Raw genomic sequence first — 25,133 nt, 5'->3', positions numbered from 1 at the left:
GTTCCAGACACCCAACAGCATGCCAATACATCCGCACACAAACGCGCGTGTTCATGAACATTGCATTCATACAGGGTGTATTCGGGTTGCTTACAACGCGGGCGACGTTTCTGAAGCCACCCGCCGGTATGTGACCACCCGGACATTTTGCAAATATATTTAGTGGCAGGCGCACCCACGGCAACCTCAACCACCACACACCCCACAACTGCAGGGCTTATGAGTACTGCTCCTTAGAAAGGAGGTGATCCAGCCGCACCTTCCGGTACGGCTACCTTGTTACGACTTCGTCCCAATCGCCGATCCCACCTTCGACAGCTCCTTTTGACAGGCCACTGGCTTCGGGTGTTACCAACTTTCATGACGTGACGGGCGGTGTGTACAAGGCCCGGGAACGTATTCACCGCAGCGTTGCTGATCTGCGATTACTAGCGACTCCGACTTCATGGGGTCGAGTTGCAGACCCCAATCCGAACTACGACCGGCTTTCAGCGATTCGCTCACCCTCACAGGCTCGCAAGCGCGTTGTACCGACCATTGTAGCATGTGTGAAGCCCTGGACATAAGGGGCATGATGATTTGACGTCATCCCCACCTTCCTCCGAGTTAACCCCGGCAGTCTCTCATGAGTCCCCACCACAACATGCTGGCAACATAAGACAAGGGTTGCGCTCGTTGCGGGACTTAACCCAACATCTCACGACACGAGCTGACGACAACCATGCACCACCTGTACACCAACCACAAGGGAAACCACATCTCTGCGGCGATCTGGTGTATGTCAAGCCCAGGTAAGGTTCTTCGCGTTGCATCGAATTAATCCACATGCTCCGCCGCTTGTGCGGGCCCCCGTCAATTCCTTTGAGTTTTAGCCTTGCGGCCGTACTCCCCAGGCGGGGCGCTTAATGCGTTAGCTACGGCACGAACCCCGTGGAAGGGACTCACACCTAGCGCCCACCGTTTACGGCATGGACTACCAGGGTATCTAATCCTGTTCGCTCCCCATGCTTTCGCTCCTCAGCGTCAGTTACTGCCCAGAGACCTGCCTTCGCCATCGGTGTTCCTCCTGATATCTGCGCATTTCACCGCTACACCAGGAATTCCAGTCTCCCCTACAGCACTCAAGTTATGCCCGTATCGTATGCAACCCCGAAGTTAAGCCCCGGTATTCCACAAACGACGCGACAAACCACCTACGAGCTCTTTACGCCCAGTAATTCCGGACAACGCTCGCACCCTACGTATTACCGCGGCTGCTGGCACGTAGTTAGCCGGTGCTTCTTCTCCAAATACCGTCAAAATTCGTCTTTGGCGAAAGGAGTTTACAACCCGAAGGCCGTCATCCCCCACGCGGCGTCGCTGCATCAGGCTTGCGCCCATTGTGCAATATTCCCCACTGCTGCCTCCCGTAGGAGTCTGGGCCGTATCTCAGTCCCAATGTGGCCGTACACCCTCTCAGGCCGGCTACCCGTCGACGCCTTGGTAGGCCATTACCCCACCAACAAGCTGATAGGCCGCGAGCTCATCCCACACCGAAAAAACTTTCCACCACGATCACCACACCGTGGTCCTATCTGGTATTAGACCCAGTTTCCCAGGCTTATCCCAAAGTGCAGGGCAGATCACCCACGTGTTACTCACCCGTTCGCCACTCGAGTACCAAAGCAAGCTTCGGCCTTTCCGTTCGACTTGCATGTGTTAAGCACGCCGCCAGCGTTCATCCTGAGCCAGGATCAAACTCTCCACAAAACACCAAACAATAACTGCCCAGTGCGTGTTTCAGAAGAAACAGGCCGTGAAAAGCCCAATACCCAACCAAAACAAACCACCCAACACAAAACCGTGCTGGACTGGCTATCCAAAAATTACTCCGTGTCTGCTTGTTGCATCCGACGAGGAAAAACCAACAAACAACACAGTTTAAAAAAATACTCGTGAAACCATCACACGCATGATGCTGTGTAGCGTCTCACCAGCACACCACAAGCCCCAATCATTGGTTCAAGGCCATGATGACCGGCACACACCAACCACCCCACACAAACAGCAAGGCAGCAAGCACCAACCACAAACACACCACACAACGCAAAAGTTCACAAACAAAAATGCATTGGCACACTATCGAGTTCTCAAACAACACACGCACACCCGTCAGCCAGATTCAACCGGCTTCCGTAAGCGGCTCACCTCAAGTTACAGGGAAGAATATCTTCTGTCAATCTCGGGTTCATGACCCGTTTTTGACGAGTTCACTTTGCTGTAACCATGTGATGAAGTTTTCTGTTCCCTACCAGCATCTGCGCTGTAAGGCAACGGGCAGTTACTTAACCACGCTCTGAAAAATTTGGCAAATAGCCTGCTCAACGCCGCTAGTGGTAAGTTGCAAGTGGCCCATTCGGCCCCTCAATCACCTTTACCGGTGTATTGAAGATCTCGGTCAGAAGATCGTCTCGCATGATCTCCTCTGCCGTGCCGAATGCAACGATCTGCCCATCCTTGGCTGCGCAAATGTAGTCGGCGTACCGAGCCGCGAAGTTGATGTCATGCAACACAATCACGATCGTCCTGCCTAGCTCGCGGGCAGCGTTGTGCAAGTGCTGCATCATTTCCACACTATGCGCGATGTCGAGGTTGTTCAGGGGCTCGTCGAGAAGCACATGCTCCGTTTCCTGGCAAAGGACCATGGCGACGTATGCGCGCTGGCGTTGACCACCGGAGAGCTGGTCTAAAAACCTCCCCTCCAGGGGCCGCAACCCGAGGAAGTCGATGTACTTCGAGATGATCTCCTCGTCTTCGGCGGTAAGCCGACCACCCGAGTACGGGAAGCGGCCGAAACCGACCAGCTGCCGCACTGTTAGCCGGGTGACAAAGTGGTTCTCCTGGCGCAGGGTCGAGATGATTTTGGCCAGATCCTTCGACTTTGCGCTACTCACATCCATCTGGCCGATCTTCACCGTGCCGGCGTCGATGGCCAGTAGCCGCCCGATCATAGTCAGCAGCGTTGACTTGCCTGCGCCGTTCGGACCGACCAGAGCCGTGATGCCCCCGGTGGGGATTTGCACGTTGACCGGGCCAATTGCCACGTCATCGCTGTACTGCTTCTGTACCCCTTCGAGCGTAATCACAGCCGCCCCTTTCTCAAGATGACCACGAGGAACGTGGCACCTCCGACAAGTTCGATGATGATAGAGACCACGCCCTGCGCGTAAAAGATGTGGTTCATAACGAAGTATGCGCTGGTAAGCACGCAAAAACCCAGGAGCGCGGCCATCGGGAAGATGTAGCGGTGATCGTAGGTGTCCGTGAATTGGTACGCCAGTGTCGCTACCAGGAAACCCAGGAACGTCATCGGTCCGACCAGCGCCGTCGAAACCGCCATGAGAACCGAGACCAGCACGAGTGTGTAGATCGCGTGCCAGCGAAAGTCCACACCGAGGTTGACTGCAGCGTCGCGACCAAGCCCCATGACATTCAACCGCTGCGCGTTCAGCAGCATCAGCACCACCGCGAGCACCACCAGCGGGATTGCCAGCGGGTAATACGCCGGGTCAGCGTTGTTCACCGAGCCAAACAGTCGGGCGGTGAGTATATCGAAGTCGCTCGGTGTGAGCATGCGCTGCATAAACGTGGACAAGCTTGCCAGCCCCCCGCCGATGACAATGCCGACCAAGAGCATCGCGTGCAGATTCGCCTCGCTGTCCGTAAGCAACCACGAATACAGCAGCAGGCTCAATCCCACCATCACAGCGATCTGCAGCAGGAACATCTCCAGTGAGCGCGCGGCCAGCAGCCCAGAGGTGCCAAAGAAGTACACGGTCGCGGTATGAATTGCCACGTACAGCGACTCAAAACCCATGATCGACGGCGTCAAGATCCGGTTGTTGGTCACCGTCTGAAACGCCACCGTCGCCACTGCTTGGCACACTGCAACGATCGCCATAGCGATCACCGAATCCATCCGGCGCTCCGCAATCAGCCAGTACCCACGCGTCCCAAAGTCCATTGGGTTGCCGTATGCGAGCAAGCCAGCAGTGCTCAGTGCAGCAAGCACAGCCAGGAAAGCGAGCAGCAGCCAGTATCGCCTTTTGCTTGTCGACGACTCAAACGCGCCTACCGAGCGATCATCCTTCCTTGCTTCCAGCGTTTTAGCCATTGCGTGTTTGCCTCACGATCAGCGCGATGAACACGACAGCGCCGACGACACCGAGGATGACCGACACCGGCATCTCAAACGGCGCGATGATGGTGCGCCCGAGGATGTCGCAGATAGTCACAATTGCGATGCCCAGCAGGCACACCCACGGCAGGTTCGAACGCAAGTCGTCGCCACGCACCATGGACACGATGTTGGGCACGATCAGGCCGAGAAACGGCAGGTTTCCTACTACAACAGTGACAACGCCCGCCGCCACGGCCACCATCGCCGTCCCCACCAGCACGATGCGGTTGTAGTTCAGCCCAATGTTGGTGGCGATTTCCTCTCCGAGGCCGGCAGCGGTGAGGTGATCAGCGTAGAAGAACACCGCGATCACAATCACCAGCACCACCCAGAGGATTTCGTACTGGCCCGCAATCACCGAGGTGAATGAGCCGGCGAACCAAATGCCGAGCGATTGCAGCAGGTCGTACTGCAACGCAACGAAGGTGGAGATAGAACTCACCACAGCACCGAGCATGATGCCAACGATGGGCACGATGAGGCTGGAGCGCAGGGTTACGCGCCGCAGAAACGCGAAGAACACCATCGTGCCGACGAACGCGAACCCGACGGCCATAAGCATGCGTGCCATAACCGTGCCGTTGGGAAACAGCACAAATGAGGCCAAAAGCCCCAACCCGGCCCACTCCGTAGTTCCGGTGGTGGTCGGTTCGACAAACCGGTTTTGCGTCAGCATTTGCATGATCAACCCGCACATCGCCATCGCGGCACCCGCAAGCACTAGCGCGATCGTGCGCGGTACGCGGGTGGTGCGGAACATGGCCCACCCGTCGTCCGAACCCAGAATGTCGTACTGCCCCACCGCCAGCGAGGCCACTAGGAGCGCGACTACCGCGACTGCCGCGAGTCCAAACTTCCAGTTAAGGAGGGCGGGTCTAGTGGTCGGAGCGTGTTGTGCCGGTGGCGCTGCTGTCATCAAAGGTTTGCGGGGAAGGGTTATGGGTTACTTCGAGGCTTCGAGCTGGTCTGCAATGCCGTTAAGAATCTCAGTGTAGGTGAGGATGGACTCGTTGGTGTAAGTGTCCTTCGGTGCGATGTAGATGTTGCCCTTCTGCACGGCGGCAACGTTTTGCAGTGGCGCGGAATCATTGATTACGGACAACGCTTCCGGCGAGCCTGCAGAATCAGTCTTCGTGCCCGCATCGCGATCGAGCACCAGCATGATATCCGGGTTGGAATCCGCAATGGCCTCGACAGAAATGTCATCACCCTGGTGATCGGTGGAAGCGCTGTCAATCTCCAGTGCCGGGGTGAACCCAACCAGGTCAAACAGCGGTCCCCAGGTGCGGCCGTTGCCCGGCGCGGAGTAACCGATTTCACCACCGGAGACGATCACCGCCATGACCGTCTGCTCCGAGTCGTAGGCGCTGCGCACGCGTTCAACAGCCTTGGTGAAGTCTTCGACGACCTGCTCTGCTTCCTTCTGCTTGCCGAATACCTCTCCAAGCTCAAGGGTCTGGCGGATGAGTTCCTTGTCGAAGTCTTCGCCTTCACGAGGCTCAAGCTCGAGCAAGACCGCGTCCGGCGCAAGCTTCATGATGTCCTCGTCGTGTGAAGTGAATCGCTGGCCCGAAATGATCACGTCCGGGTCTGCCGCGACAATTGCCTCGAGATTGGGCTCGCGGTGGTTGCCGATATCCACGATGGAGTCGTCGTCCGCGATGCCCGGAATGGTCTCCGGCACGAGCGCTCGCGCCGCAGCAACCGGCTTGATGCCCCACGCATCCAGCAACTCGAAGGTGCGATTGTCCAGCGCCACGACACGCTCCGGCGGACTCGGAACTGTCTTCTCACCGTAATTATCGGTGACAGTGACCGTGCCCGCTTCCGCACCCGCAGTATCGGTGGAGGAACCGCCCGCGGTCTCGTCGGCCGCGCTAGTCGGAGTGTTGGAATCCAGCGCTGGCTCAGAGGTCGAGCAACCAGCAAGCAGCAGTGATCCAGCAACCACGAAGCTGACCAAGCTTTTCGCAACGGTGTGTCGGGACATGAATTCGGCTCCTTCTCGCATTAATTAAGCGTTACCTAACTAAGATTAGCCGAGGCTATGCAAAGCGGCAAACATGGGGTGCCCCTAGCCCACTCACCCGGTACCCTCACTACCCATGTCGACAGCCGTTCCGGTCTCTCCCCGATCCGCACTCGCATACCCATTAACTTTGTGGATCGCATGGGCAGCATCGAGACTGATCGGCCTGGCGATCGTGACCCAAGGTACCGGGGCACACCCGGAGCTCGACTACTACCTCGACATCGTTTCCGAGACCGAAGCCCCCGAATACCCCGTGCCCCTCTTAGTCCCCCTGACATGGATCTACGCGCTCGGGCCAAGCACCCAGCCTGAGTTCGGCAGGGCGTTCGTGTACCTCGTGCTCATTATCGACGGCCTGATCACCGCCTTCCTGATCCACTTTCGCAATCCGCGCGCAAACGCAGCCGAAAGCCATACCCGACGCCTGTGCGCCGTCGGGTTTTGGATCCTCTTCGGGTTGTCTGCCGGACCGTCGATGTACATGCGGTTGGACATCTTCCCGGCAGTGCTCGTGGGCGGTGCCCTCGCGCTCATGGCGCAACACCCACGGTCAGCCTCAGCACTGCTAGGCCTTGCCACCTCCTTGAAATTGTGGCCCGGCATCCTCGCGGCGGGGCTGGTAGGCCGCTGGTCGGACCGGGCGTCATGGTATCGGCTGGCTTCCTTCGCCGCCGCCCTCCTTGGGATGGCTGGCCTGGTCGCCGTCATCAATGGTCCCGAGCGCTTGATCAGCCCGCTCGGATACCAGGGCGACCGCGGTCTGCAAATCGAGTCAATTGCAGCCACCCCGTTGATAATCAACGGCTACCAGCATCCGGACCACTACTACGTAGGGCTTGCAGTTTCGAAAAGTTACGAAATCGAAGGACCTGGTGTCGATGCGGCGCTGACCTTCGCATCCATCGGCACGGCTGTAACGCTGCTTCTCGCAGTTGCATGGGCGTGCTACCGCCTTTTCGCGGGGCGCTGGTCGGCACGCTCAACCGCGCATTTCTCAATTGCCATCTTGCTGCTGTTGCTCGCGACGAACAAAGTGTTTTCGCCGCAGTACATGGTATGGCTCGGCCCCGCGGTCGCCGTCACACTGCTCCAACCGTGGACCACCCGGCGGGGTGAGGAACTGAACGGCACGCCAGCGCAGCGGTACCGCTCGGTGCGCGGGATGTATCTGATCGCTGCCGCGGTGATAGTAGCGATGGGGTTGACCACCTACGTTTACCCGTTCGCCTACGACGAGATCGCCTACAGGCTCGGTGGCGAATGGGCCCCGGTCGCGGCGCTGACGATCCGTAACGCGTTGATTCTCGCGGCGGCGATCGGAGCGTTTGCACTGGTCGTTGTGGACGAACATAACGAACGCCCGGCGTCTGCAAGCAACCCGGAAGAGACGCGCAAACCGGCCACCCCACCTACCGTGCCGGAACAGCGTGACAAGAACCGCCTCGCACTCCGCTTCTCTGCTTGGCGTCGATCGGTATCGAACTCGCCGGACACGACCCACAAGCTGGGCACGCCAGGCAAGCGAGACACACAAGGTTTGACGCGTGGCATCGATTGGGCGGCGGTTGCGCTGATTACCTTTGCCGGATCCGCGATCCGGTTGCTTTTCCTCGCATTAATGGCCGCAGCCAACGGGACCAGCTTGGCTGACGAGCTCGGCGCCTGGGATACGGAGTACTACCTCGCGATTGCGAAGGACGGATACTTCGACGCCGACATCCACCCCGAGGGGCCGCCACACCATCACACCTTGGCTTTCTTCCCCGCGATTCCGATGATGATCAGGGCCATTCATTCGGTCACGTTGATGTCTCCCGCAGTCGCCGGATTCGCGTTGAATTTCGTGTTCCTTTTCTTCGCCACTGCGGCGGTGTTCGCATTGGCGGACCGCATGAAGGCCTCGCGCTTTGAGGCGTTCATTGGCGCCGTGGCGGTGACATGTGCACCGTTGACCATCGTGTTCCACATGCCGTACACAGAGGCGCTTTTCATGGCATTGTCATTCTGGGCCCTGGTCGCAATGGTGGATAAGCGCTGGATCGTCGCCGGGGTCTTTGTCACGCTCACGGGATTCGTCAGGCTCACGGCCGTCGACCTCATCGCGGTTTTCGGATTGATGGTGCTGCTGCAGGCACGCAAAAACTGGAAAGCGTGGATCGCTGTTGCGGTTTCCGCGCTGCCCATTGCGGGCTACCTCGGTTGGGCAAACCGGCATCTGGCTGAAATGGGCGGCTACTTCGGCATCCAGGCGGAGTTTTGGAATTCGGAGTTCGATTATGGGGTGCGCTCGGTGACCTGGGTGATCGAGCGGATGCTTACCGGGGAAGATCTCGCATCGATGTTCGCTGCAACAAGTATGGTGGTCGTCCCGCTGCTTGTCGCAGTGACCTGGAAGCGCATTCCTTGGGCTGTGTGGTTCTTTAGTGCCGCCATCGCTACCAACGTTTTGCTGTCCGACGGAATCATGAGTTCGCGCCCACGATTGCTTCTGCCCACAGCGATCTTGCTTCTCCCCGTAGTGATGTGGTGTGCCCGCAAGCTCGGTGCGCGCCCAGTCATCCTGCTCTCGGGCGGTTGGGTGTTATTCAGCGCCTGGTACTCGGCCCACATGTTAGCTGTGTTCCCGCACGCAATCTAGAAAGCAAAAGGCCCGCGGACCATGATGAACTGCTCCCATGATTCCACCCCCAATGACGGAAGCGTACCGCGCACCACCCGCGGGACCTGGGGTTGTTCGCAGGGTCACCGCCACGGGAACGACAAGGAATAAAGTAGACATCACCCCGGTTGTTGATACGACACCAACAAGGAGTGGGAATCAATGAAAGCTTTTGGGTTTTTGAGCTTCGGGCACTACGCCTTCGGCGGCCAGCGTGGTCCGTCTGCGGAAAAGGTGGCCAAGATCCACCTTGAGGTGGCCCAGGCCGCCGACGAGATCGGCGTGAACAACGCCTCCTTCCGCGTCCACCACTTCGTGCCGCAGGCATCCGCCCCGATGCCGCTACTCGGCGCAGTCGCCGCGACCACCAAACACATCGAGGTGGGCACCGGCGTGATAGATATGCGCTACGAAAACCCGCTCTACCTGGCGGAAGAAGCGGCCTCCCTATACCAGCTCTCCGGCGGCCGCGTGGCCCTTGGCGTATCACGCGGCGCCCCCGAGGTAGCCGACCGCGGCTGGGAAGCCTTCGGCTACAAGGGCGACGCCCCCAACGGGGCGGACGTGGCACGCCGCCACCTTGAAAAGTTCATGGCCGCCGCCGATGGCAACGGGTTTGCCACCGCCGCACCCTTGGACCGGCAGTACCCCAACATGTTCCAGCCCGGCTCAGCCCTTCCGGTCTTCCCGCTCGCGCCTGAACTGCGCAAGCACATTTTCTACGGCTCCGGCACCCACGCTTCCGCGCAACAGACCGCCAAGGACGGCCTCAACTTGATGTCCTCCACTCTGGTCTCGGAGACCACCGCTCAGACCCTGGGCGAGATCCAGGCAGACCAGATCAGCCGCTACCGCGCCGCGTGGAAGGAAGCCGGCCACGATTGGACCCCGCGCGTGTCCGTCTCCCGATCCATCTTCCCCATCGTGGACGGAGCCGACATGCAGCGCTTTGGCATGCAGGCCTCCAGCTCCGACCAGGTCGGGATGCTTCCTGACGTGGGCGCTTCCACCTTCGGCCGCACCTACGCTGCCGAACCGGACAAGCTCATCGAGCAGCTCAAGGCCGACCCCGCCGTCATGGCAGCCGACACCCTGTTGATCACTATCCCCACCGGCATGGGCGTAGACGTCAACGTGAAGATTCTGGAGAACTTCGCTACCCACGTAGCCCCCGCGCTGGGCTGGAAGCCGAACACCGAGGGCCCGGCCACCGGCTACCCCATCGACTAATCATTGCCGGTCGCCGCGTTTGACGTTAGTTCAGTACACACTGAACAATTCAGTGCGTACTGACTTGCGTCGTTGGTACACGAGGTTGCTGAGATCATCGTGATCTTGAACGGTCTGCGCGCTGCGCGAGCGAAACGCTGAGGCTGCGACCGACAAAGGGTTGTAATGACACCCCTTGCAAACAAGAAAACCGCTGGCTGTTGTGGCCAGCGGGTTTCTTGCTTTTCGGTGGAGCCGCCGGGAATTGAACCCGGGTCCTTCACCACCGCGCCAGGGCTTCTCCGTGCGCAGTCCGCGCGGAGTCTCTCATCGGCCCTCCGGATCAGGCGAACATGTCCAGATGACGGGCCCAGTTGGTGAAAGGAGTCCCCTCCAAGGCCGCACCAACACGACCGGAAGGCAAGTCCCCTAAGTCGACGCCAGGGATCGGGACGGGGACGATCCCGGCCTGACGGACACGCAGGTCGCTAGCGCTATTACTTAGGCAGCGAGGGCGTAGTCACGCTGAGAGTTCTTCTCTGCGTTTATTAGTTACAGCGACGCTCACGGTGGTCTCCTGCCTGCACCGGCACGCTTCCCCTGGCTTAGTCGATGAAGTCGAAACCAAAATCGACCCCTCACAACTACGGGAACCGTAGAGGGCTTATGCTAGCCGCCCGGCTGCGCAAGCACAAGATCCACTATCCAGTGGCGGCCAGAGGGTGCGTGCGAGCTGCCTGGCGGGCCGGGACCAGCGCGGCCACGATTCCCACCACAACAGCTACCGCGAGTACGCCACCAAGCTGTGCCCAAGGAATGAGCGTCCGGTCCAAACCGGTGTCCGAGAGCGTTTGCACGAAGGCGTAGCCGACCCAGGTTCCGAGCACAATGCCAGCGAGCGCGCCGAACACCGCTATGACAACTGATTCCATCGCGATCATGCGACGCACCTGCGCCCGTTGCATTCCGACGGCACGCAACGTGCCAAACTCGCGCCTCCGCTCGGTGATGGAGAGCGCCAAGGTGTTGATGATGCCGAAGATGGCGATGATCACCGACAGCGCCAACAGACCATAGACCACCGACAGCAGCCCGTTTATCTGCCCCGCACTCTGGTCGCGGAACTCGTAGCGATCCTGCACTTGCAGCACGGCGAAGGGCTTGACAGTTTCTTCAAGTTTTTCAATCCCCTCCTGCTCGTCCACATCGTCTCGGAATGTCACCATCGCGTTGACGCGAACCCACTGGTCCTCATTGGGCACGAGTTTCTTTGCCGTGTTCGCGGAGATTCCCACCCCCATGAATACGTCGGAGTCCTCCCAAATCACTGCAACCGGTTCGTCGATAAGCTCCGGCGAAACCGGCGAGACCACCTGCACTGTGTCGCCGAGCTTTACCCCGAATTTCTCCGCTTCGGAGCGGCTCATGCCCACCCCCGATCCGTTGACCAGGTCAGCGAAGTCACCCTCCAAGACTTCGAGGTTGATGATGCCGGTTGGATCGCTCGCGATGATCGCATCGAAGCCGTTACCGGATGCGGCTTCGGCGGTTTGCTCAGGCGTGCTCCCCGGCCGGACCACAGCAACTGGCGCAGCCAGAGAGTCGAACGACCCCGTAACCTCGGGCATCGCTCTGATTTCATCCATCGCGTTAGCGGGAAAATCGAGGGACGGCGCTGACTTGGTGATCACGGCATCGGCACGCAGCTGCTCATCGACGACACCAAATACCGAGTTCTTCATTGAGGCGCCGAGGATGCCGACGGCAGACACGAGGGTGACACCAATCATGAGTGCGAAAGCGGTGGACGCGGTACGGCGCGGGTTGCGCGCCAAGTTCGTCCCGGCCAAGACACTGACTGGCGGCCACGAACGCGGGGTGGCACTCGAAGTGACCCGGACGATCCAGGCGGACAGCAGCAGCCAACCTGCGATCAGAGCCAGGGCGCCGGCACCGACCAGCACCGCCCTTGTGGACGTCGACGCATCCGTGAACGCACCGAAGGCTGACGCACCAAAGCCGGCCAGCATCAGCACCAGGCCAATGATCGTGCGGGCGCGCAAGGGTTGTGCGGTGGAACCCTCCCCCGATCGCATTGCTTCCACGGGCCGCACGGCTCCAGCGCGGCGGGCGGGAGCCCATGCGCCCCACAAGGTGACCGCGAGACCCACGACGAGCGAGACGACTATGGCCTGCCAGTTCAGCCCGATGCCGGCGTTGGGGAAGCCCACTTCGGCTCGTTCCATGCCCCAGACGATCAGCGCGATCAAACTGAAGCCCAAACCGATGCCGAGCACCGAGCCAAGCAACCCGATGAGGAACGCTTCCACCGCCACCGATCCGGTGAGCTGGCGCTGCGACATACCGAGTGCGCGCAGCAACGCGTATTCCTTCTGCCGTTGGGCGACGATCATGGAAAAGGTATTGGAGATGATGAAGGAGCCGACAAGCAGGGCGATCAGGCCGAACGCCGCCAAAATGTAGCTGATGAAGGCAAGCTGCTCGCGCACGGAAGCGGATTCATCCTCGGTGGCTTGCTCTCCGGTCTTGACCTCGGCGTCAGGCAACGCCGCGCGAACCGCGTCGACTGCCTCATCCGGAGAGGTGCCTTCTGCGGCGCGAGCACTGACCACGGTGGCGGTGTTGTCAACCGAGAACTCGTCCCAGTACTGGTCTTGCGGGATCTGTAGGCCCGCCCAGTTTCCTGCATCGAAACCGGGGTCGTAGATTCCGTCGATGGTGAATTCATGCCGACCGGTGCGGTCGACAACGGCAACGGTCTCGCCTACCTGCACGTCGTACTGCTCGGCGGTGGAGGCGTTGATGACTCCGTGCCCGGGCTCAACCGGGGTGTCGCCTTCAACCATGGTGAGCTTGCTGAAGCCGACGCGCTCGCCATCGGGGGTGAACGGAAGTATCCAGGTACCACCGCCGCGCGCCTGGACGGGAGTGTCGTCGATAAGCAATGCAACCGCTTGTGTCCCGCTGGGTTCGGCGAGTTCGATTTCCGGTAGCTTTTCCAAGGTTTCTTTGGTGGTGGTGCGGTCGAGCGGGTGCTCCATCGAGCCTTTGACGACGACGTCGACGCCCTCGTAGTTGTTGGAAATGATGTCCTCGAACGCCTTGTTCAGGGTGGCTGCGAGGATGAATCCGCCGGCGACGAAGCTGGTGCCGAGCACGACGGCGAGCAGGGACAGGAGCAGTCGCGTTGTATTGGCGCGAATGTTGCGCCAACTCAGTTGGGCGATGGCGGCGTTCATGAGCGCTCCACTCCCGCCATCGTCGCGAGGATCTGGTTGGTGGTCGGTGAATAGATCTCGTCGACGAGCTGCCCGTCGACAAGGAAGATCACGCGGTCCGCGTAGCTCGCCGCCTTTGCGTCGTGAGTCACCACGACGACGGTCTGCCCCATCTCATCGACCGAGGTGCGGAGCAGATTCAACACCTCCGTCGCGGAGTTGGAGTCCAGGTTGCCCGTGGGCTCATCGCCGAAGATCACCTCCGGCTTCGACGCGATCGCCCGGGCGCAGGCCACGCGCTGCTGCTGGCCGCCAGAAAGTTCCGCGGGGCGGTGATCCAGACGCTGCTGGATGCCGAAACGGCGCGTGACATCGGCGAGCCATTGCTCGTCGATGCTCTTACCCGCAATTCGCGCAGGCAGGGTGATGTTCTCCTCCGCCGTCAGCGTGGGCACGAGGTTAAAGGATTGGAAGATGAATCCGATGCGGTCGCGGCGCATCGCGGTCAGCTCGGCGTCGTTGAGGTTGGAAATGTTCGTGGTACCGAGGAAGACGTCGCCTTCGGTGGGTTCGTCGAGTCCGGCCATGCAGTGCATGAGGGTGGATTTGCCGGATCCGGACGGGCCCATGATCGCGGTGAATTGGCCAGCGGCGAGGTCTACGTCAACGCCGTCGAGAGCGTTGACGGCCGTATTGCCCCGCCCGTAAGTTTTGCGGAGGTTGCGCGCGTATGCGGCAGTGGTCATTAGGGGGTTCCTTTGCGTCGGTTGCATCAGATGCTTAAAAAGCGATGTTTCGCTCACACCCAATTGTTCTTGCAATGGGGTCCGACCGCGTCGGGTGTCGCCCCGATTTCCACCCTGAAACCCGCATCGGGGATGACCCGTACGACAGGTGCCTAAATACGCGCGGGGCGCACCCGCATGAATTCCACTACCGCGCCCGGACCCGCGTCGACGGCGAGTCGCGCAGCCTTTGCCACGTTCACCGCGTCCATTTTCGGCCGCCCATCGTCACCGGCGAGCATGTCGGTATCCGTGCGCCCCGGATGCAACGACGTCACCCGGACCTTGCCCGCCTCTTCCTCCTGCAGCGATTCGGTGAACCCGCGTAGCGCGAACTTCGACGCGCAGTACGCCGAGTTGTCCTCTACACCGTGCAAACCTGCGCCGGAGTTGATGGTGATGATCAGTCCAGAGGATCGTCGCAAAGCTGGGAGCAACTCCCTGGTGAGGGTGACTGGAGCCATGACATTGACCTCCAGGCTCTCCCTCCACTGCGCGTCCGTGAGCTCGGTGAATGGGGCCTTGTGCAGCACACCAGCGGCCAGCACCAGCACGTCCAGCTGCGCAATCTCGCGCGCGGCACGGATCAAGGCCTCAGTATCGGTCAGGTCAACTTCGAACGGCTCAGCGCTCGGAAGCTTATCGACGATCTGGGACGCGTCCTTCGACGCTCCCGCGTAGATGTGGTGGTCTTTGCCGAGTTCTTCGGCGATGGCGCGGCCGATCCCGCGCGATGCTCCGGTGATCAGTGCAGTCTTTTGGGGTTGCATGCCCCTCAAGCGTAGCTAGGCTTTGATGCCTTTGAATTTGCGTCCCAGGTCGCGCGCGATCTCGCGGTCTTCGGTGCGGCGCTTGATGGACTGGCGTTTGTCGTAGTCTTGCTTACCCTGTCCAAGGCCCAGCTCAACCTTCGCGCGGCCGTCTTTGAGGTAGATCGACAGCGGAATGAGGGTGCGGTTGCCGTCGCGAAGCTTGCCCTCCAGCGAGTCGATCTCGCGACGGTGCATGAGCAGCTTGCGTGTGCGGCGCGGCGGGTGGTTGGTCCAGTGCCCCTTCGAGTACTCGGGGATGTGCATGTTGCGCAACCACACCTCACCGCTGTCGATGGTGGCAAAGGCTTCGACGAGGGAGACCTTGCCCTCGCGAAGCGCTTTGATCTCGGTGCCCTGCAGCACAATCCCGGTCTCCCAGGTATCCAAGATGGTGTAGTCATGCCGAGCTTTCCGGTTGGTGGCTAGCACCCCGGAATTGCTCGACTGCTTTTTCTTCTTGGCCATAAGGTGGCTAATGCTACTACCCCATCTGGGCGCGAAGCTATTTGCGCACGTAGGAACGCAGCGCGATCTGCGCCGCGAGCCCGCCGATGAGCATCGCCGCAAGGCCGATGAGCGGCATGACCGTCCACACGGCAGATGTTGGCACATTGGCGATGAGCTGGGAGGAGTACAGCTCCGCCAGGATCGTATCGACGATTGTCCGCTTGCCCACGAACACCAGCACCGTCGCCAGCACGGCGCCGATGGCCACGGCCATGACCGCCTCGAGGACGAACGGAGCCTGCGTGAACCAGCGCGAGGCACCCACCATGCGCATGATGCTGATCTGGTCGCGGCGATTAAAGGCGGCGAGCTGGACCATGTTCACAATCAGGAAGATCGCGGCCAATGCCTGGGCGCCTGCAAAGAACCAGGTCATGTTGCGGAATGTATCCATGGTGCTCGCTGCGTCGCGCACGGTGTCTGCTTGGTCGGTGATCACGGCAACCTGCGGCAGTTCGCGGATCTCATCGATCGGCGAGGTGTCCGACGGGTCGCTAAGCCGCACGTGCAGGGCGGCGGGCAACGCCTCTGGGCCGGTCTCGCGCACGAGATCCGGTTCGCTGGCCTCGAACAGCTCCACGAACCGCTCGTAAGACTGCGCACGCGAGCGGAACGTAACCTGCTCAACCCTGTTGTCGGCCTGCAGAGTGTCGCGCACTTCGCGGCACGCGTCGGAAGAACAGTCCTCATCGTTGGCGGAGATCGCCTCGTCCAGCTCCACCATCACTTCGACACGGTCCAGGTAGAGGTCTTTGGTCTGCGCGGTCGCCTGCGACAGCAGAATGCCGGCGCCCACAAGCACGAGCGACAGTGTCGTGGTGATCACCAACGCGATCGTCATCGTGATGTTTCGTCCAAGCCCTTTGTAGCCCTCACGAAGAATAAAGCCCCAGTTCATTTATGCCCTCCCGTAGACGCCGTGACTGTCGTCGCGAACGAGTTTGCCCAGGTCGAGCTCCATCACGCGGCGGCGCATGTCGTTGACGGCACGCGCGTTGTGGGTAGACATCACCACCGTCGTGCCGAGTCGATTAATGCGTGCGAGCAGCGCCATAATCTCGTCGGCGGTTGCTGGGTCTAGGTTGCCCGTCGGTTCGTCGGCAAGCATGAGCGGAGGCTTGTTCACAAAAGCCCGGGCAATTGCCACTCGCTGTTGCTCGCCGCCGGAAAGTTCGTTGGGCATGCGCTTGCTTTTCGACGCCAGGCCAACCAGATCCAGAGCATCGGGGACGAGCTTGTTGATGCGCGTCTTTCGCATCCCGATCACTTCCAGTGCAAATGCCACGTTGTCGTACACGTTGAGCGTGGGCAGCAAACGGAAGTCTTGGAAGACGTACCCAATTGCTTGACGCAACCTGTTCACGTCTTTGCCCTTGAGCGTGTTGACGTGAAAGTCGTTGAATTGGATGTCGCCGGAGGTGACGTTTTCTTCGCGGACCATCAGCTGTAAGAACGTGGATTTACCGGAACCTGACGGGCCGATGAGGAAGACGAACTCTCCATCCTCGATGGTGAACGAGACGTCATCCAACGCGGGCCTGGTCGATGTGGGATAGACCTTGCTGACGCGGTCGAATCGGATCATGCGATAAGAGTAGCCATGGGTGATACGTCCCAGAAATCACCGACACTCGTCAGTTACGCGGCGCTCACCCCTTCCGGGTGGGACGGTGGGACTCATGAACAAAGGCGGGGCCTTGATGCTGGAGTTGGACTTGGTCTTGGATCTTGGTCGCGCTGACCTAGCAACCAGTGTCAGCAACCCCTGCGTGCTAGACGCACGCGAAAAGAGCAAAACAGCGGCCGGCCCGCTCGGCAGTGCTTACCAAACGGGCCGCCCGCCCTCAGCGCGGATCTCGACCTAGTCGTTGATGTAGCGGTATTGCTTGTTAACGAACTCGTCAAGTGCGAACACGGAGAGCTCACGGCCGAAGCCAGAGCGCTTCACGCCACCGAACGGCAGGATGGCCGAGAAGTACTGGCCGAGGTTGACGTGGATCATGCCGGTGTCGATCTGGTCAGCGACCTTGGTTGCCTTCTCCACGTCGTCGGAGAAGACAGCGCCGCCCAAGCCCTGGTAGGAGTTGTTCGCCAGCTCCACAGCCTCCTCCTCAGAGGAAACCTTGTAGATCTCCGCCACCGGGCCGAAGAACTCCTCGTAGTACGGCTCGGAGCCGACCGGCAGGTCGGTCAGGACCGCCGGCGAGAAGTACGCGGTGGTGTCGTCGATCTCGGCGCCGGTGCGCAAGTTCGCACCAGCTGCGACGGAGCGGTCGATCTGGTCCTTGAGGATCTCGGCCGCGCGGCGCGAGGACATCGGGAAGTACTCGTTCTCGCCCGGGTTGGACGGGTCGCCCTTCTTGTAGCCCTCAGCGATGCTGACCATCTCATCGACGAACTGGTCGTAGATGTCGTCCATGACGATGATGCGCTTGTTGGAGGTGCAGGCCTGGCCGGCGTTGTGGACGCGCTTGTCCCACGCCTCCTGAGCAGCCGCGCGTACGTCGGCGGCGTCGAGAACGATGTACGGGTCGGTGCCGCCAAGCTCGAGCACCACCTTTTTCAGGTTCTTACCAGCGGTCTCAGCGACCTTGGCGCCAGCGCGCTCAGAACCGGTCAGGGAGACACCCTGCACGCGCGGGTCAGCGATGATGGTCTCGATCTGGTCGTGGGTGGCGTAGACGTTGATGTACACGCCGTCCGGCAGGCCCGCGTCCTTCAGGATCTGCTCGAATGCCGCGGCGGACTTCGGGGTGATCTCGGCGTGCTTCAAGATGATGCAGTTGCCGTTCATCAGGTTCGGGCCGGCGAAACGGGCGATCTGGTAAATCGGGTAGTTCCACGGCATGATGCCCAGGATGGTGCCCAGCGGCAGACGGCGCACAACGGCCTTGCCACCCGGAACGTCAACGTTCTTCGGTGCGCAGTGCTCCGGGGCGTTGTCGGCGTAGAACTGCATGATGTCGCCGGAGAAGTTCATCTCCCACTCGCCCTCCGGGATGGGCTTGCCCATCTCCTCTGCGGCAATCTGGGCCAGCTCGTTCGCCCGCTCCTTCAGCAGATCGGCTGCCTTGCTCACGATGACGGCGCGCTCTTCGTAGGTGGTGTTGCGCCACGACTTGAAGGCCTCCTCGGAGCGGTTCAGAACATCCTGGATCTCCTCATCGGTGGCGAAGTCGAAGGTCTCGACGATCTCGTTTGTGACCGGGTTCTGCACGCGGTACTGGTTGCTCATTTGGTGTGGGTTCCTTTCAGGAATGTGTGGGAAACGTAGTCGGTGGTAGTAGTCAGTGGTGGGGTGTGCGTTATGCACCCGGGCGGAACTCGCCGTCGTTCATCTTGATGCCCTCGTCCTGACCCATGTAGGAGGTCTCGTGGGTCAACGCGTCGAGCAGGATCTGGTGGTTCTGCTGAACTTCCTTTTCCAGCGCCTCAGGGTTGGCGCGAAGCAGATCGTAGCCTGCCTGCACCTGCGGCACCGCCAGTTCAGTGAAGGGGCGGGAGACGGCGTGCGGCACGTTGTACTTGTCCGCCACCTCGTCGCCGTGCATGATGCGGGTCGCAGCGTACATCCAGTCGTAGATGGACTCGTCCGGGAACGGCAGCAGCGCTTTGACGTTGGTGACGAAGCCGCTGAACAGGGCGTCGACAAGCGCGCGCGACGCATCGTTCGGCTCACCGTCGACGAAGTGGATCGCGTCGATGGTTTCCTGGGAGGCGTCGATGTCGGTCTCCGGTGCGAGGAGATCGCCCGGGATGCCCAGCATCAGACCAACGACCTGCCACAGGTAGAACAGGTCCTGCTCCTCCTCCACCGACATGCGGTAGCCAAGGTTGCGGCAGTAGGTGAACGCGATGTAGGTGAAGTCGAACCAGGTGCGGAACATGTCGAACTCGCTGATCGGCGCGCCCCACTCGGAGTAGTCCAGGCCCAGCTTGGTCTGGACGCGGCGTACGTGCGCGTGCATGGCGCGCACCATGCCGGTGTGGATGTAGCTGGTCCCTCCCGGTTTCAGCTCGTCCTTGAGATAGACCGAGTAGATCCAGTTGGTGGTGTAGGCGAGGCGGTGAACGGCACCCTCGGTCAACTCTCCGGTGTTGACCAGGATGTCCGCGATTGACGGGGTGGAGTAGGTGTGGATCAGCGCGCCCGGGCCGAGAGAGAGGTTCTGCGCCAGGACCGGGACGGAAAGCGCAGCCTTTTGGCCGCGCTCCATGCGCTCCCAGTCAACGTTTTCGAGCGCGGCATTCATGTCGTCGATAAGCGCAGCGACCTCTGGCAGGGTGTTCTCGTCTGCCTTGCCGCGCGCCAGCGCGTCACGCAGGTTCGGCATGACGTCCTTGCTCTTGTTGCCGCTGGTGTACAGCGCGTCCGCGATCGGATCCATCGCCCAGTACGCCTGCTCGAAACGCTGCGCGCGATCTTCGCCGAACTTTGCGACGAACTCTTCGCGGCTACCGCGGTTCGCCGGCCAACCGGTGCGATCGTAGTGGTCGGCGGCCAATGGGTTCTCGGTGAAAGTCTGAGTCATTGGTCTTGCTCCTTCAGTGTCGGGGTGGTTGCCGCTGCTTAGCGCAGTGCTTCCTTGGAATCGTCGTGAAGCTTGTACTCGGCCTTGACGTCGGGCGCGTTCTCCGCCACGTAGTCCTCGATCTGCTTAAACACATCGGACCAAGGCGGCTTGCCGTCGGCGGCCTTCTTGATCTTGGCGGCCTCAGCCCCCGGCAGCTTGTCGCGTAGGCTCCAGATCACAGCTTCAGCCTTGGCTTTCGCCGCGAACGCGAGCTTCCAGTGCAGGTAGGGGGTGTCCTCGAAGCGGGAGCCCTTGACCATGAACTTGGTGTCTGCGTCACCGATGACCAGCGACAGCGCGCCCAGCACCTGGCCCGGCATCTGCGGATCGAGCTTTTCCAGAATGTCCATCAGGGCGGTGGCGACCTGGACGTGGTACGTCGAGGAGTAGCCACCGTTGGCGTAGATGAAATCGGTCATCTTGCGCATCTCGTCGCCGGTCTTGGGGATCAGGCGCTCCTCCGCACCCATGAGGTGCAGCACCCACGCCCAGTACATGGCGACGTCATCCCACTCCTCGCCGGAGTGGTAGCGGCCGAAGAACTCGTCGACGCCGATCGGCATGAGGGCGAACCAGCCCTCGCCGGAGACGAGGAAGGACGAGCCGATCGGACGACCGAACTCGTTGTAGTGCTCCGGGCCCCACAACTTCTCCAGGCCGCGGTTCGCCTGGGCGTGGAGTAGACGCACGCGCACCGCAGCCTTGAGACCGTCCGAGTAGCGGTCGAACACGCCCTTCTTGCCCAGGTCAACGAAGAACTTCACCGTCTCCATCACTCGGGTGAAGGCCTCAAGCTCGAACATCTGGGTCTCACCCGTGGCAGCGGAGGTGCGGTCCTCCATCGTGGTTGCCCAATACGCGAACCCGATGGACAGCAGCTCAGCGGACGGGGTGACGTTGTAGTACGCGACGCGGCCACGCTCTGCAGCTTCGAGGTCGATCCATTCCGGGATGTTGTCCACCTCTGCGAAGAACTCGACGAGCTCCGGCGACGGGTCTGCAACCTTGTCGATGCCCTCGTTCAGCGCGGTTTCGAAGTCCGCACGGGATTTCTTGGCACCGTCGCGCTTAAACGCCTCGGCCAGCTTCGCACCGGTCTCGTCGGTTTGCCACATGTGGTCGTCGAGCAGCTTGGTTTGGAACGAGTCGTATCCATCCCAGCTGTCGGCGACGGTGTGCCACCTATCGAAGAGGTTGTGGCGCAGTGTGGACCAACCTGGCGTCTTGGTGCGGCGCTTCGGCGCCGGCCGCAGCGGCATGCCGTCGCGGTAGAAATAGCGGAAATCCTCGTACGGGTTGTCCGACATCGGGAGAATCTCAGGCCTCAACGTGTCTTGATGCTGATTCTCGCGACGCGGATCAATAGTCGCGGTCATGAAAGTCCTTTCCTTTTTCAGGAATTCAGCGCAAACCTAATGGCGTGAGACCCACAAAGGAGCGATTGTGGCGTCCATCACGTTTGCGTGAATCTATCGTAACTATTACAAAATGGAGCGGCAACCGTTTTTAGATTGTGTTTTCCTGACGGTTTGCCGAAGTAATTAGTCACACTATAGTTCTTGCATATCCGCAGGTAGATGGAGGAATTCGTGAGCGCGCGCGGCAAAGGTATGAGCGGTTTCGGGGCCCTGTTTAGGGGGAAGGGCAAATCGCAAGATCCGAATGCCGAAGATCGAGCAGCAGCGCTGGCGGCGCGCCCACAAAATGAGGCCTCTAAGAGCGCCGAACGCGCTAGCACCGATAGCCCCAAAAGCGGCGATGCCAACGGCCGCATCGTTTTGACCGTCACTGAGGTCAACAACGCACACGGCCTCTCCCTCGTGACACTCCAAACGCCCGATGAAGCACCGTTGGAAGGATACGAGCCCGGCTGCCACGCTGATTTCTACCTCCAGTCCCCCACCGGCGAAGAGCTCATCCGCCAATACTCCCTCTTCCCCATGTCTCACGCCGACGCGGAGGGCCAAGGCGAGGAGCAGGGCACCTACGGCATCTCGGTCAAGCTTGAGAACGACTCGCGCGGAGGGTCTATCGCTGTGCACAACCTCTCGGAGGGAGACACGGTCACGATCAGCACCCCGCGAAACAACTTCGGCCTCGCACCTGAAGCCAAGCGCTCGATTCTGGTTGGCGCCGGAGTCGGCATCTCCCCGATCTATTCACTTGCCCGCGAGCTCAAGCGCCGGGGCGAGGATTACACCGTGCTCTACTTCGCTTCGAGCAAAGAGCGCGCAGCGATGAGCCACCTGATCGACGAATACCTCCACGGCCAGACCAAGAGTATTTTTGCCACCGGTGAGCGGGACAAACAGGCGGGCTACATCAACGAAGCGCTCGCCGCCTCCGACGTGGATGCAGCAGACACCCACCTTTACGTGTGCGGACCCCAAGGGTTCATGGACGGCGTGATCGAAGCTGCAAGTCACGCCCTACCTAAGCAGAACATTCACTGGGAGGCATTTCGCTCTAGCGAGGAGACGCTGGCGGGTGACCACCGGGCTGACGGCCCATTCGAGGTGACGTTCCTGGGTGAGACGTATCAGATCCCCGAAGGCGAATCGGTGCTCGATGTCTTCGAGGACGAAGACGTACCGATCATGTCGCGCTGCCAAGACGGCACCTGCGGTACCTGCGTAGTGAAAGTCATCGAAGGAGTGCCCGACCACCGCGACAGCTTCTTCACCGAAGAACAGCATGAGAACGGGGCATTCACTACCTGCGTCTCGCGGTCGCTGTCCCCCTCGCTCACGCTGGAGCGGTGGAAGAACCTCTAGAGCAAGCGCACCATCGCCACACCCGTAATCACAAGCACAAGTCCGAAGAGGCGATACGGCGTTGGTAGACCGCGGCGTTTGCCGGTGCCGACGCCGAGGGATTCAAGCACCTGACCGCAGATGATGGTGCCGGTTAGGGATCCGATCACCGTCGTGCCGGTCCCCAACTTCGGCACCAGCGCGGCACCGCCGAAAACAAAGAACGCACCGAGCACGCCGCCGAGCCACATCCACCACGGCCCCGGGGTTACTCCGGTGGCGATTGCGCGGCGGTCTTTCGGCAGCACCAGCACCAAGACCAACAGGATTAGGAGCCCCACCGCCAGGGAAATCTGCCCTGCTTGGAGCGGGCTGCCCAGCACTCTGCCGAGATGGCCGTTGACCGCAGTTTGGGTGGCGGAACCCATGCCCATCAACACGCCGAAGGCGCGCAACCCCCACAGGCGCGCTCCACTCGCGTTCGCGGCAGTCCGGGCGTCGCGCCCGAGCTCCAGCACCATAGCGATACCGGCGACAACTACGACCGCGCCGAGAAGGCGTAGGGCCCCAACGGAGACTCTGGGTGACTCGAACAGACCCAAGGCGTCGACAAGCAAGCCCATGATGACTTGGCCCAAGATGGGCAGGATGACGGTCTGCACTGGGCCGAGCTGCGGAAACAACACGATGTTGCCGGCGATGAACATCACGCCCATGAACCCGCCGAGCCAAATCCACCACGGCTCTGCTGCGGGAAGAGAGAGCTCGGGGATGACAGCGGCCGTCGCTAAGCCTGAGATAGCTGTAGCGACGGCAACGGCGATGGCGAAAGAGAGAAAGGTCGCCGCAATGGGCGACCCAACACTCACCCGCAACCGGGTGTTGACGGCGGTCTGGACGGGGACAATCGCCCCCACCAGCATGGCCAACAGAACAAGCATGTCCGCAGATGCTACTCCGCGTCAGACGGCAGCTCGTCCATGTTCTCGAGCATCTTTGCGACGTAACCGGTGTTGATATCACCGCTGCGGAACTGCTTCGAGTTAAGCAGCATGGCCTGGAACGGGCCGGTGGTGACAACACCGTCGACCTTGAGCTCATCGAGGGCGCGCAGAGTGCGGTCGATGCACTCGTCGCGGGTCTCAGCCCAGCAGATCAGCTTGCCCACCATCGAGTCGTAGAACGGCGGAATGGTGTAGCCGGTCTCGATGTGGGTATCCATGCGTACGCCGAAGCCGCCCGGAGCGCGGTAGTGCTCGATCTTGCCGGGGCGCGGAGCGAAGTTCTCGTTCGGGTCCTCGGCGTTGATGCGACACTCGATCGCGTGACCACGGATCTGGATGTCGTCCTGCGTCAGGCGCAGCTTCTGCCCGGAGGCGATGCGCAGCTGCTCCTTGATCAGGTCGACACCGGTGATCATCTCGGTGACCGGGTGCTCCACCTGGATACGGGTGTTCATCTCGATGAAGTAGTACTTGCGATCGATGTTGTCGAACACGAACTCGACCGTGCCGGCATTCTTGTACCCGACCTCCTTGCACAGGTTGATTGCGGCTTCCTGCAGGCCCGCTCGCAGTTCCTCATCGATGGCGGGCGACGGGCCCTCCTCGATGAGTTTCTGGTTACGGCGCTGCGAGGTGCAGTCGCGCTCGCCGAGCGCGATCGCGTTCTCGCCGTCGGCAAGCACCTGGATCTCGATGTGGCGGATGTCGGTGAGGTAGCGCTCGATGTAGACACTCGAGTCGTTGAACGCGGACTGCGCCTCGTTCATGATCTCGTTCAGGTCGCGCTCGAGCGTGTCCTCGGACTCAACCACACGCATGCCGCGGCCGCCACCACCGGCAGCGGCCTTGATCAGCAGCGGGAAACCGGTTTCCTTCGCCACAGCGAGGGCTTCTTCGAACTCAGTGACTACACCGTCTGAACCCGGCACGGTGGGCACTCCTGCGGCCTGGGCGATCTTCTTCGCCTCAATTTTGTCGCCCATGCGGCGGATGTGTTCCGAGGACGGGCCAACAAAGCCGATGCCCTCGTCCTCGACCATCTTGACGAAGTCGGACTTTTCGGAAAGGAATCCGTAGCCGGGGTGGATGGCGTCTGCCTTGAAGGCCATGGCGGCGGAGACGATGAGCTCCGGGCTGTTGTAGCTCTTTGCCGCGTTAGCTGGGCCGATGCAGACGGCCTGGTCGGCCTCCTTCACACCGAGGGAATCCTTGTCGCCCTCCGAGTAGGCCAAGATCGACTTGATGCCGAGCTCCTTGCAGGCGCGGATGACGCGCAGCGCGATCTCGCCGCGGTTGGCAATGAGGACGCTGCCGAGCAACTGTTCGTTGTCTGCCATTGG

At 60.8% G+C, this 25,133-nt stretch carries 18 protein-coding genes, 1 rRNA gene and 1 other RNA gene; 3 read left to right on the top strand and 17 right to left on the bottom strand.

Going from position 1 to position 25,133, the window contains the following annotated elements; genetic code table 11:
- Positions 1 to 237 precede the first annotated feature (237 nt).
- The 5 genes from CGLAUT_RS03305 to CGLAUT_RS03285 all read right to left on the bottom strand — a co-directional run bounded on the left by CGLAUT_RS03305 (position 238) and on the right by CGLAUT_RS03285 (position 6,209).
- Positions 238 to 1,749, bottom strand: a 16S ribosomal RNA gene (locus tag CGLAUT_RS03305).
- 620 nt (positions 1,750 to 2,369) lie between these two features.
- Positions 2,370 to 3,125 (bottom strand): iron ABC transporter ATP-binding protein, encoded by a 756-nt coding sequence (locus CGLAUT_RS03300; RefSeq protein WP_290186280.1) that lies wholly within the window; start codon positions 3,123 to 3,125, stop codon positions 2,370 to 2,372.
- On the bottom strand, positions 3,122 to 4,153 hold the full coding sequence (locus CGLAUT_RS03295) for an iron chelate uptake ABC transporter family permease subunit (RefSeq protein ID WP_290186278.1): 1,032 nt from the start codon (positions 4,151 to 4,153) through the stop codon (positions 3,122 to 3,124). The genes CGLAUT_RS03300 and CGLAUT_RS03295 overlap by 4 nt, the downstream gene beginning before the upstream one ends.
- Entirely contained in the window at positions 4,146 to 5,135 is a 990-nt protein-coding gene (locus tag CGLAUT_RS03290) for an ABC transporter permease (protein WP_290186276.1), read from the bottom strand. The genes CGLAUT_RS03295 and CGLAUT_RS03290 overlap by 8 nt, the downstream gene beginning before the upstream one ends.
- 27 nt (positions 5,136 to 5,162) lie before the next feature.
- Positions 5,163 to 6,209, bottom strand: a complete 1,047-nt coding sequence (locus tag CGLAUT_RS03285; RefSeq protein ID WP_290186274.1) for a siderophore ABC transporter substrate-binding protein — start codon at positions 6,207 to 6,209, stop codon at positions 5,163 to 5,165.
- 115 nt (positions 6,210 to 6,324) lie between these two features.
- Between CGLAUT_RS03285 and CGLAUT_RS03280 the strand changes: the two genes are divergently transcribed.
- Together CGLAUT_RS03280 and CGLAUT_RS03275 are read left to right on the top strand one after the other, a co-directional pair.
- Complete coding sequence (locus CGLAUT_RS03280) at positions 6,325 to 8,889, top strand: mannosyltransferase family protein (RefSeq protein WP_290186272.1); 2,565 nt, start codon at positions 6,325 to 6,327, stop codon at positions 8,887 to 8,889.
- 183 nt (positions 8,890 to 9,072) lie between these two features.
- Positions 9,073 to 10,140, top strand: a complete 1,068-nt coding sequence (locus CGLAUT_RS03275) for an LLM class flavin-dependent oxidoreductase (protein ID WP_290186270.1) — start codon at positions 9,073 to 9,075, stop codon at positions 10,138 to 10,140.
- Positions 10,141 to 10,366: 226 nt separating this feature from the next.
- On the opposite strand, the gene ssrA is transcribed toward CGLAUT_RS03275, so the two are convergent.
- The 10 genes from ssrA to CGLAUT_RS03225 form a co-directional block, all read right to left on the bottom strand.
- Positions 10,367 to 10,757, bottom strand: a transfer-messenger RNA (tmRNA) gene (ssrA, locus tag CGLAUT_RS03270).
- A gap of 63 nt (positions 10,758 to 10,820) precedes the next feature.
- Positions 10,821 to 13,379, bottom strand: a complete 2,559-nt coding sequence (locus CGLAUT_RS03265; RefSeq protein ID WP_290186268.1) for an ABC transporter permease — start codon at positions 13,377 to 13,379, stop codon at positions 10,821 to 10,823.
- The gene (locus CGLAUT_RS03260; protein ID WP_343898661.1) at positions 13,376 to 14,104 is read right to left on the bottom strand and encodes an ABC transporter ATP-binding protein; all 729 of its coding nucleotides are present in this window, start codon (positions 14,102 to 14,104) and stop codon (positions 13,376 to 13,378) included. Before CGLAUT_RS03260 ends, CGLAUT_RS03265 begins: the two co-directional genes overlap by 4 nt.
- Before the next feature lie 152 nt (positions 14,105 to 14,256).
- Positions 14,257 to 14,913 carry an SDR family oxidoreductase gene (locus CGLAUT_RS03255; protein ID WP_290186264.1) on the bottom strand — a complete coding sequence of 219 codons (657 nt, stop codon included), beginning with the start codon at positions 14,911 to 14,913 and terminating at the stop codon, positions 14,257 to 14,259.
- Between the two features lie 15 nt (positions 14,914 to 14,928).
- Positions 14,929 to 15,420, bottom strand: coding sequence for an SsrA-binding protein SmpB (smpB, locus tag CGLAUT_RS03250; protein ID WP_290186262.1), 492 nt, complete (start codon positions 15,418 to 15,420; stop codon positions 14,929 to 14,931).
- Positions 15,421 to 15,457: 37 nt separating this feature from the next.
- Complete coding sequence (gene ftsX, locus CGLAUT_RS03245) at positions 15,458 to 16,360, bottom strand: permease-like cell division protein FtsX (RefSeq protein WP_290186261.1); 903 nt, start codon at positions 16,358 to 16,360, stop codon at positions 15,458 to 15,460.
- Positions 16,361 to 17,047, bottom strand: coding sequence for a cell division ATP-binding protein FtsE (gene ftsE / locus CGLAUT_RS03240; protein WP_290186259.1), 687 nt, complete (start codon positions 17,045 to 17,047; stop codon positions 16,361 to 16,363). It abuts the gene before it with no gap.
- A gap of 276 nt (positions 17,048 to 17,323) precedes the next feature.
- A complete protein-coding gene (locus CGLAUT_RS03235) occupies positions 17,324 to 18,697 on the bottom strand; it encodes an NAD-dependent succinate-semialdehyde dehydrogenase (protein WP_290186257.1) in 1,374 nt (457 codons plus the stop codon).
- Between the two features lie 70 nt (positions 18,698 to 18,767).
- Positions 18,768 to 19,994, bottom strand: coding sequence for an oxygenase MpaB family protein (locus CGLAUT_RS03230; protein WP_290186255.1), 1,227 nt, complete (start codon positions 19,992 to 19,994; stop codon positions 18,768 to 18,770).
- A gap of 38 nt (positions 19,995 to 20,032) precedes the next feature.
- Positions 20,033 to 21,412, bottom strand: a complete 1,380-nt coding sequence (locus CGLAUT_RS03225; RefSeq protein ID WP_290186253.1) for an oxygenase MpaB family protein — start codon at positions 21,410 to 21,412, stop codon at positions 20,033 to 20,035.
- Positions 21,413 to 21,613: 201 nt separating this feature from the next.
- Here CGLAUT_RS03225 and CGLAUT_RS03220 point away from each other — a divergent pair, with 201 nt between their 5' ends.
- Positions 21,614 to 22,810: a PDR/VanB family oxidoreductase gene (locus CGLAUT_RS03220; protein WP_290186251.1), complete on the top strand. Its 1,197-nt coding sequence runs from the start codon at positions 21,614 to 21,616 to the stop codon at positions 22,808 to 22,810.
- Here the strand turns inward: CGLAUT_RS03220 and CGLAUT_RS03215 are convergent.
- Both CGLAUT_RS03215 and accC read right to left on the bottom strand, forming a co-directional pair.
- On the bottom strand, positions 22,807 to 23,730 hold the full coding sequence (locus CGLAUT_RS03215) for a DMT family transporter (RefSeq protein ID WP_290186249.1): 924 nt from the start codon (positions 23,728 to 23,730) through the stop codon (positions 22,807 to 22,809). The genes CGLAUT_RS03220 and CGLAUT_RS03215 overlap by 4 nt on opposite strands.
- Before the next feature lie 11 nt (positions 23,731 to 23,741).
- Positions 23,742 to 25,130 (bottom strand): acetyl-CoA carboxylase biotin carboxylase subunit, encoded by a 1,389-nt coding sequence (gene accC, locus CGLAUT_RS03210; protein ID WP_290186247.1) that lies wholly within the window; start codon positions 25,128 to 25,130, stop codon positions 23,742 to 23,744.
- Positions 25,131 to 25,133 lie beyond the last annotated feature (3 nt).

It is taken from the genome of Corynebacterium glaucum, assembly GCF_030408855.1.
Taxonomy (GTDB): domain Bacteria; phylum Actinomycetota; class Actinomycetes; order Mycobacteriales; family Mycobacteriaceae; genus Corynebacterium; species Corynebacterium glaucum.
This window is presented reverse-complemented; position numbering and strand designations above follow the sequence as displayed.

Bases quoted from the DNA above. Each gene is read 5' to 3' on its own strand.
- CGLAUT_RS03295 (WP_290186278.1), bottom strand. From the start codon at position 4,153: ATGGCTAAAACGCTGGAAGCAAGGAAGGATGATCGCTCGGTAGGCGCG.
- CGLAUT_RS03290 (WP_290186276.1), bottom strand. From the start codon at position 5,135: ATGACAGCAGCGCCACCGGCACAACACGCTCCGACCACTAGACCCGCC.
- CGLAUT_RS03285 (WP_290186274.1), bottom strand. From the start codon at position 6,209: ATGTCCCGACACACCGTTGCGAAAAGCTTGGTCAGCTTCGTGGTTGCT.
- CGLAUT_RS03280 (WP_290186272.1), top strand. From the start codon at position 6,325: ATGTCGACAGCCGTTCCGGTCTCTCCCCGATCCGCACTCGCATACCCA.
- CGLAUT_RS03275 (WP_290186270.1), top strand. From the start codon at position 9,073: ATGAAAGCTTTTGGGTTTTTGAGCTTCGGGCACTACGCCTTCGGCGGC.
- CGLAUT_RS03265 (WP_290186268.1), bottom strand. From the start codon at position 13,379: ATGAACGCCGCCATCGCCCAACTGAGTTGGCGCAACATTCGCGCCAAT.
- CGLAUT_RS03260 (WP_343898661.1), bottom strand. From the start codon at position 14,104: ATGACCACTGCCGCATACGCGCGCAACCTCCGCAAAACTTACGGGCGG.
- CGLAUT_RS03255 (WP_290186264.1), bottom strand. From the start codon at position 14,913: ATGCAACCCCAAAAGACTGCACTGATCACCGGAGCATCGCGCGGGATC.
- smpB (WP_290186262.1), bottom strand. From the start codon at position 15,420: ATGGCCAAGAAGAAAAAGCAGTCGAGCAATTCCGGGGTGCTAGCCACC.
- ftsX (WP_290186261.1), bottom strand. From the start codon at position 16,360: ATGAACTGGGGCTTTATTCTTCGTGAGGGCTACAAAGGGCTTGGACGA.
- ftsE (WP_290186259.1), bottom strand. From the start codon at position 17,047: ATGATCCGATTCGACCGCGTCAGCAAGGTCTATCCCACATCGACCAGG.
- CGLAUT_RS03235 (WP_290186257.1), bottom strand. From the start codon at position 18,697: ATGAGCAACCAGTACCGCGTGCAGAACCCGGTCACAAACGAGATCGTC.
- CGLAUT_RS03230 (WP_290186255.1), bottom strand. From the start codon at position 19,994: ATGACTCAGACTTTCACCGAGAACCCATTGGCCGCCGACCACTACGAT.
- CGLAUT_RS03225 (WP_290186253.1), bottom strand. From the start codon at position 21,412: ATGACCGCGACTATTGATCCGCGTCGCGAGAATCAGCATCAAGACACG.
- CGLAUT_RS03220 (WP_290186251.1), top strand. From the start codon at position 21,614: ATGGAGGAATTCGTGAGCGCGCGCGGCAAAGGTATGAGCGGTTTCGGG.
- CGLAUT_RS03215 (WP_290186249.1), bottom strand. From the start codon at position 23,730: ATGCTTGTTCTGTTGGCCATGCTGGTGGGGGCGATTGTCCCCGTCCAG.
- accC (WP_290186247.1), bottom strand. From the start codon at position 25,130: ATGGCAGACAACGAACAGTTGCTCGGCAGCGTCCTCATTGCCAACCGC.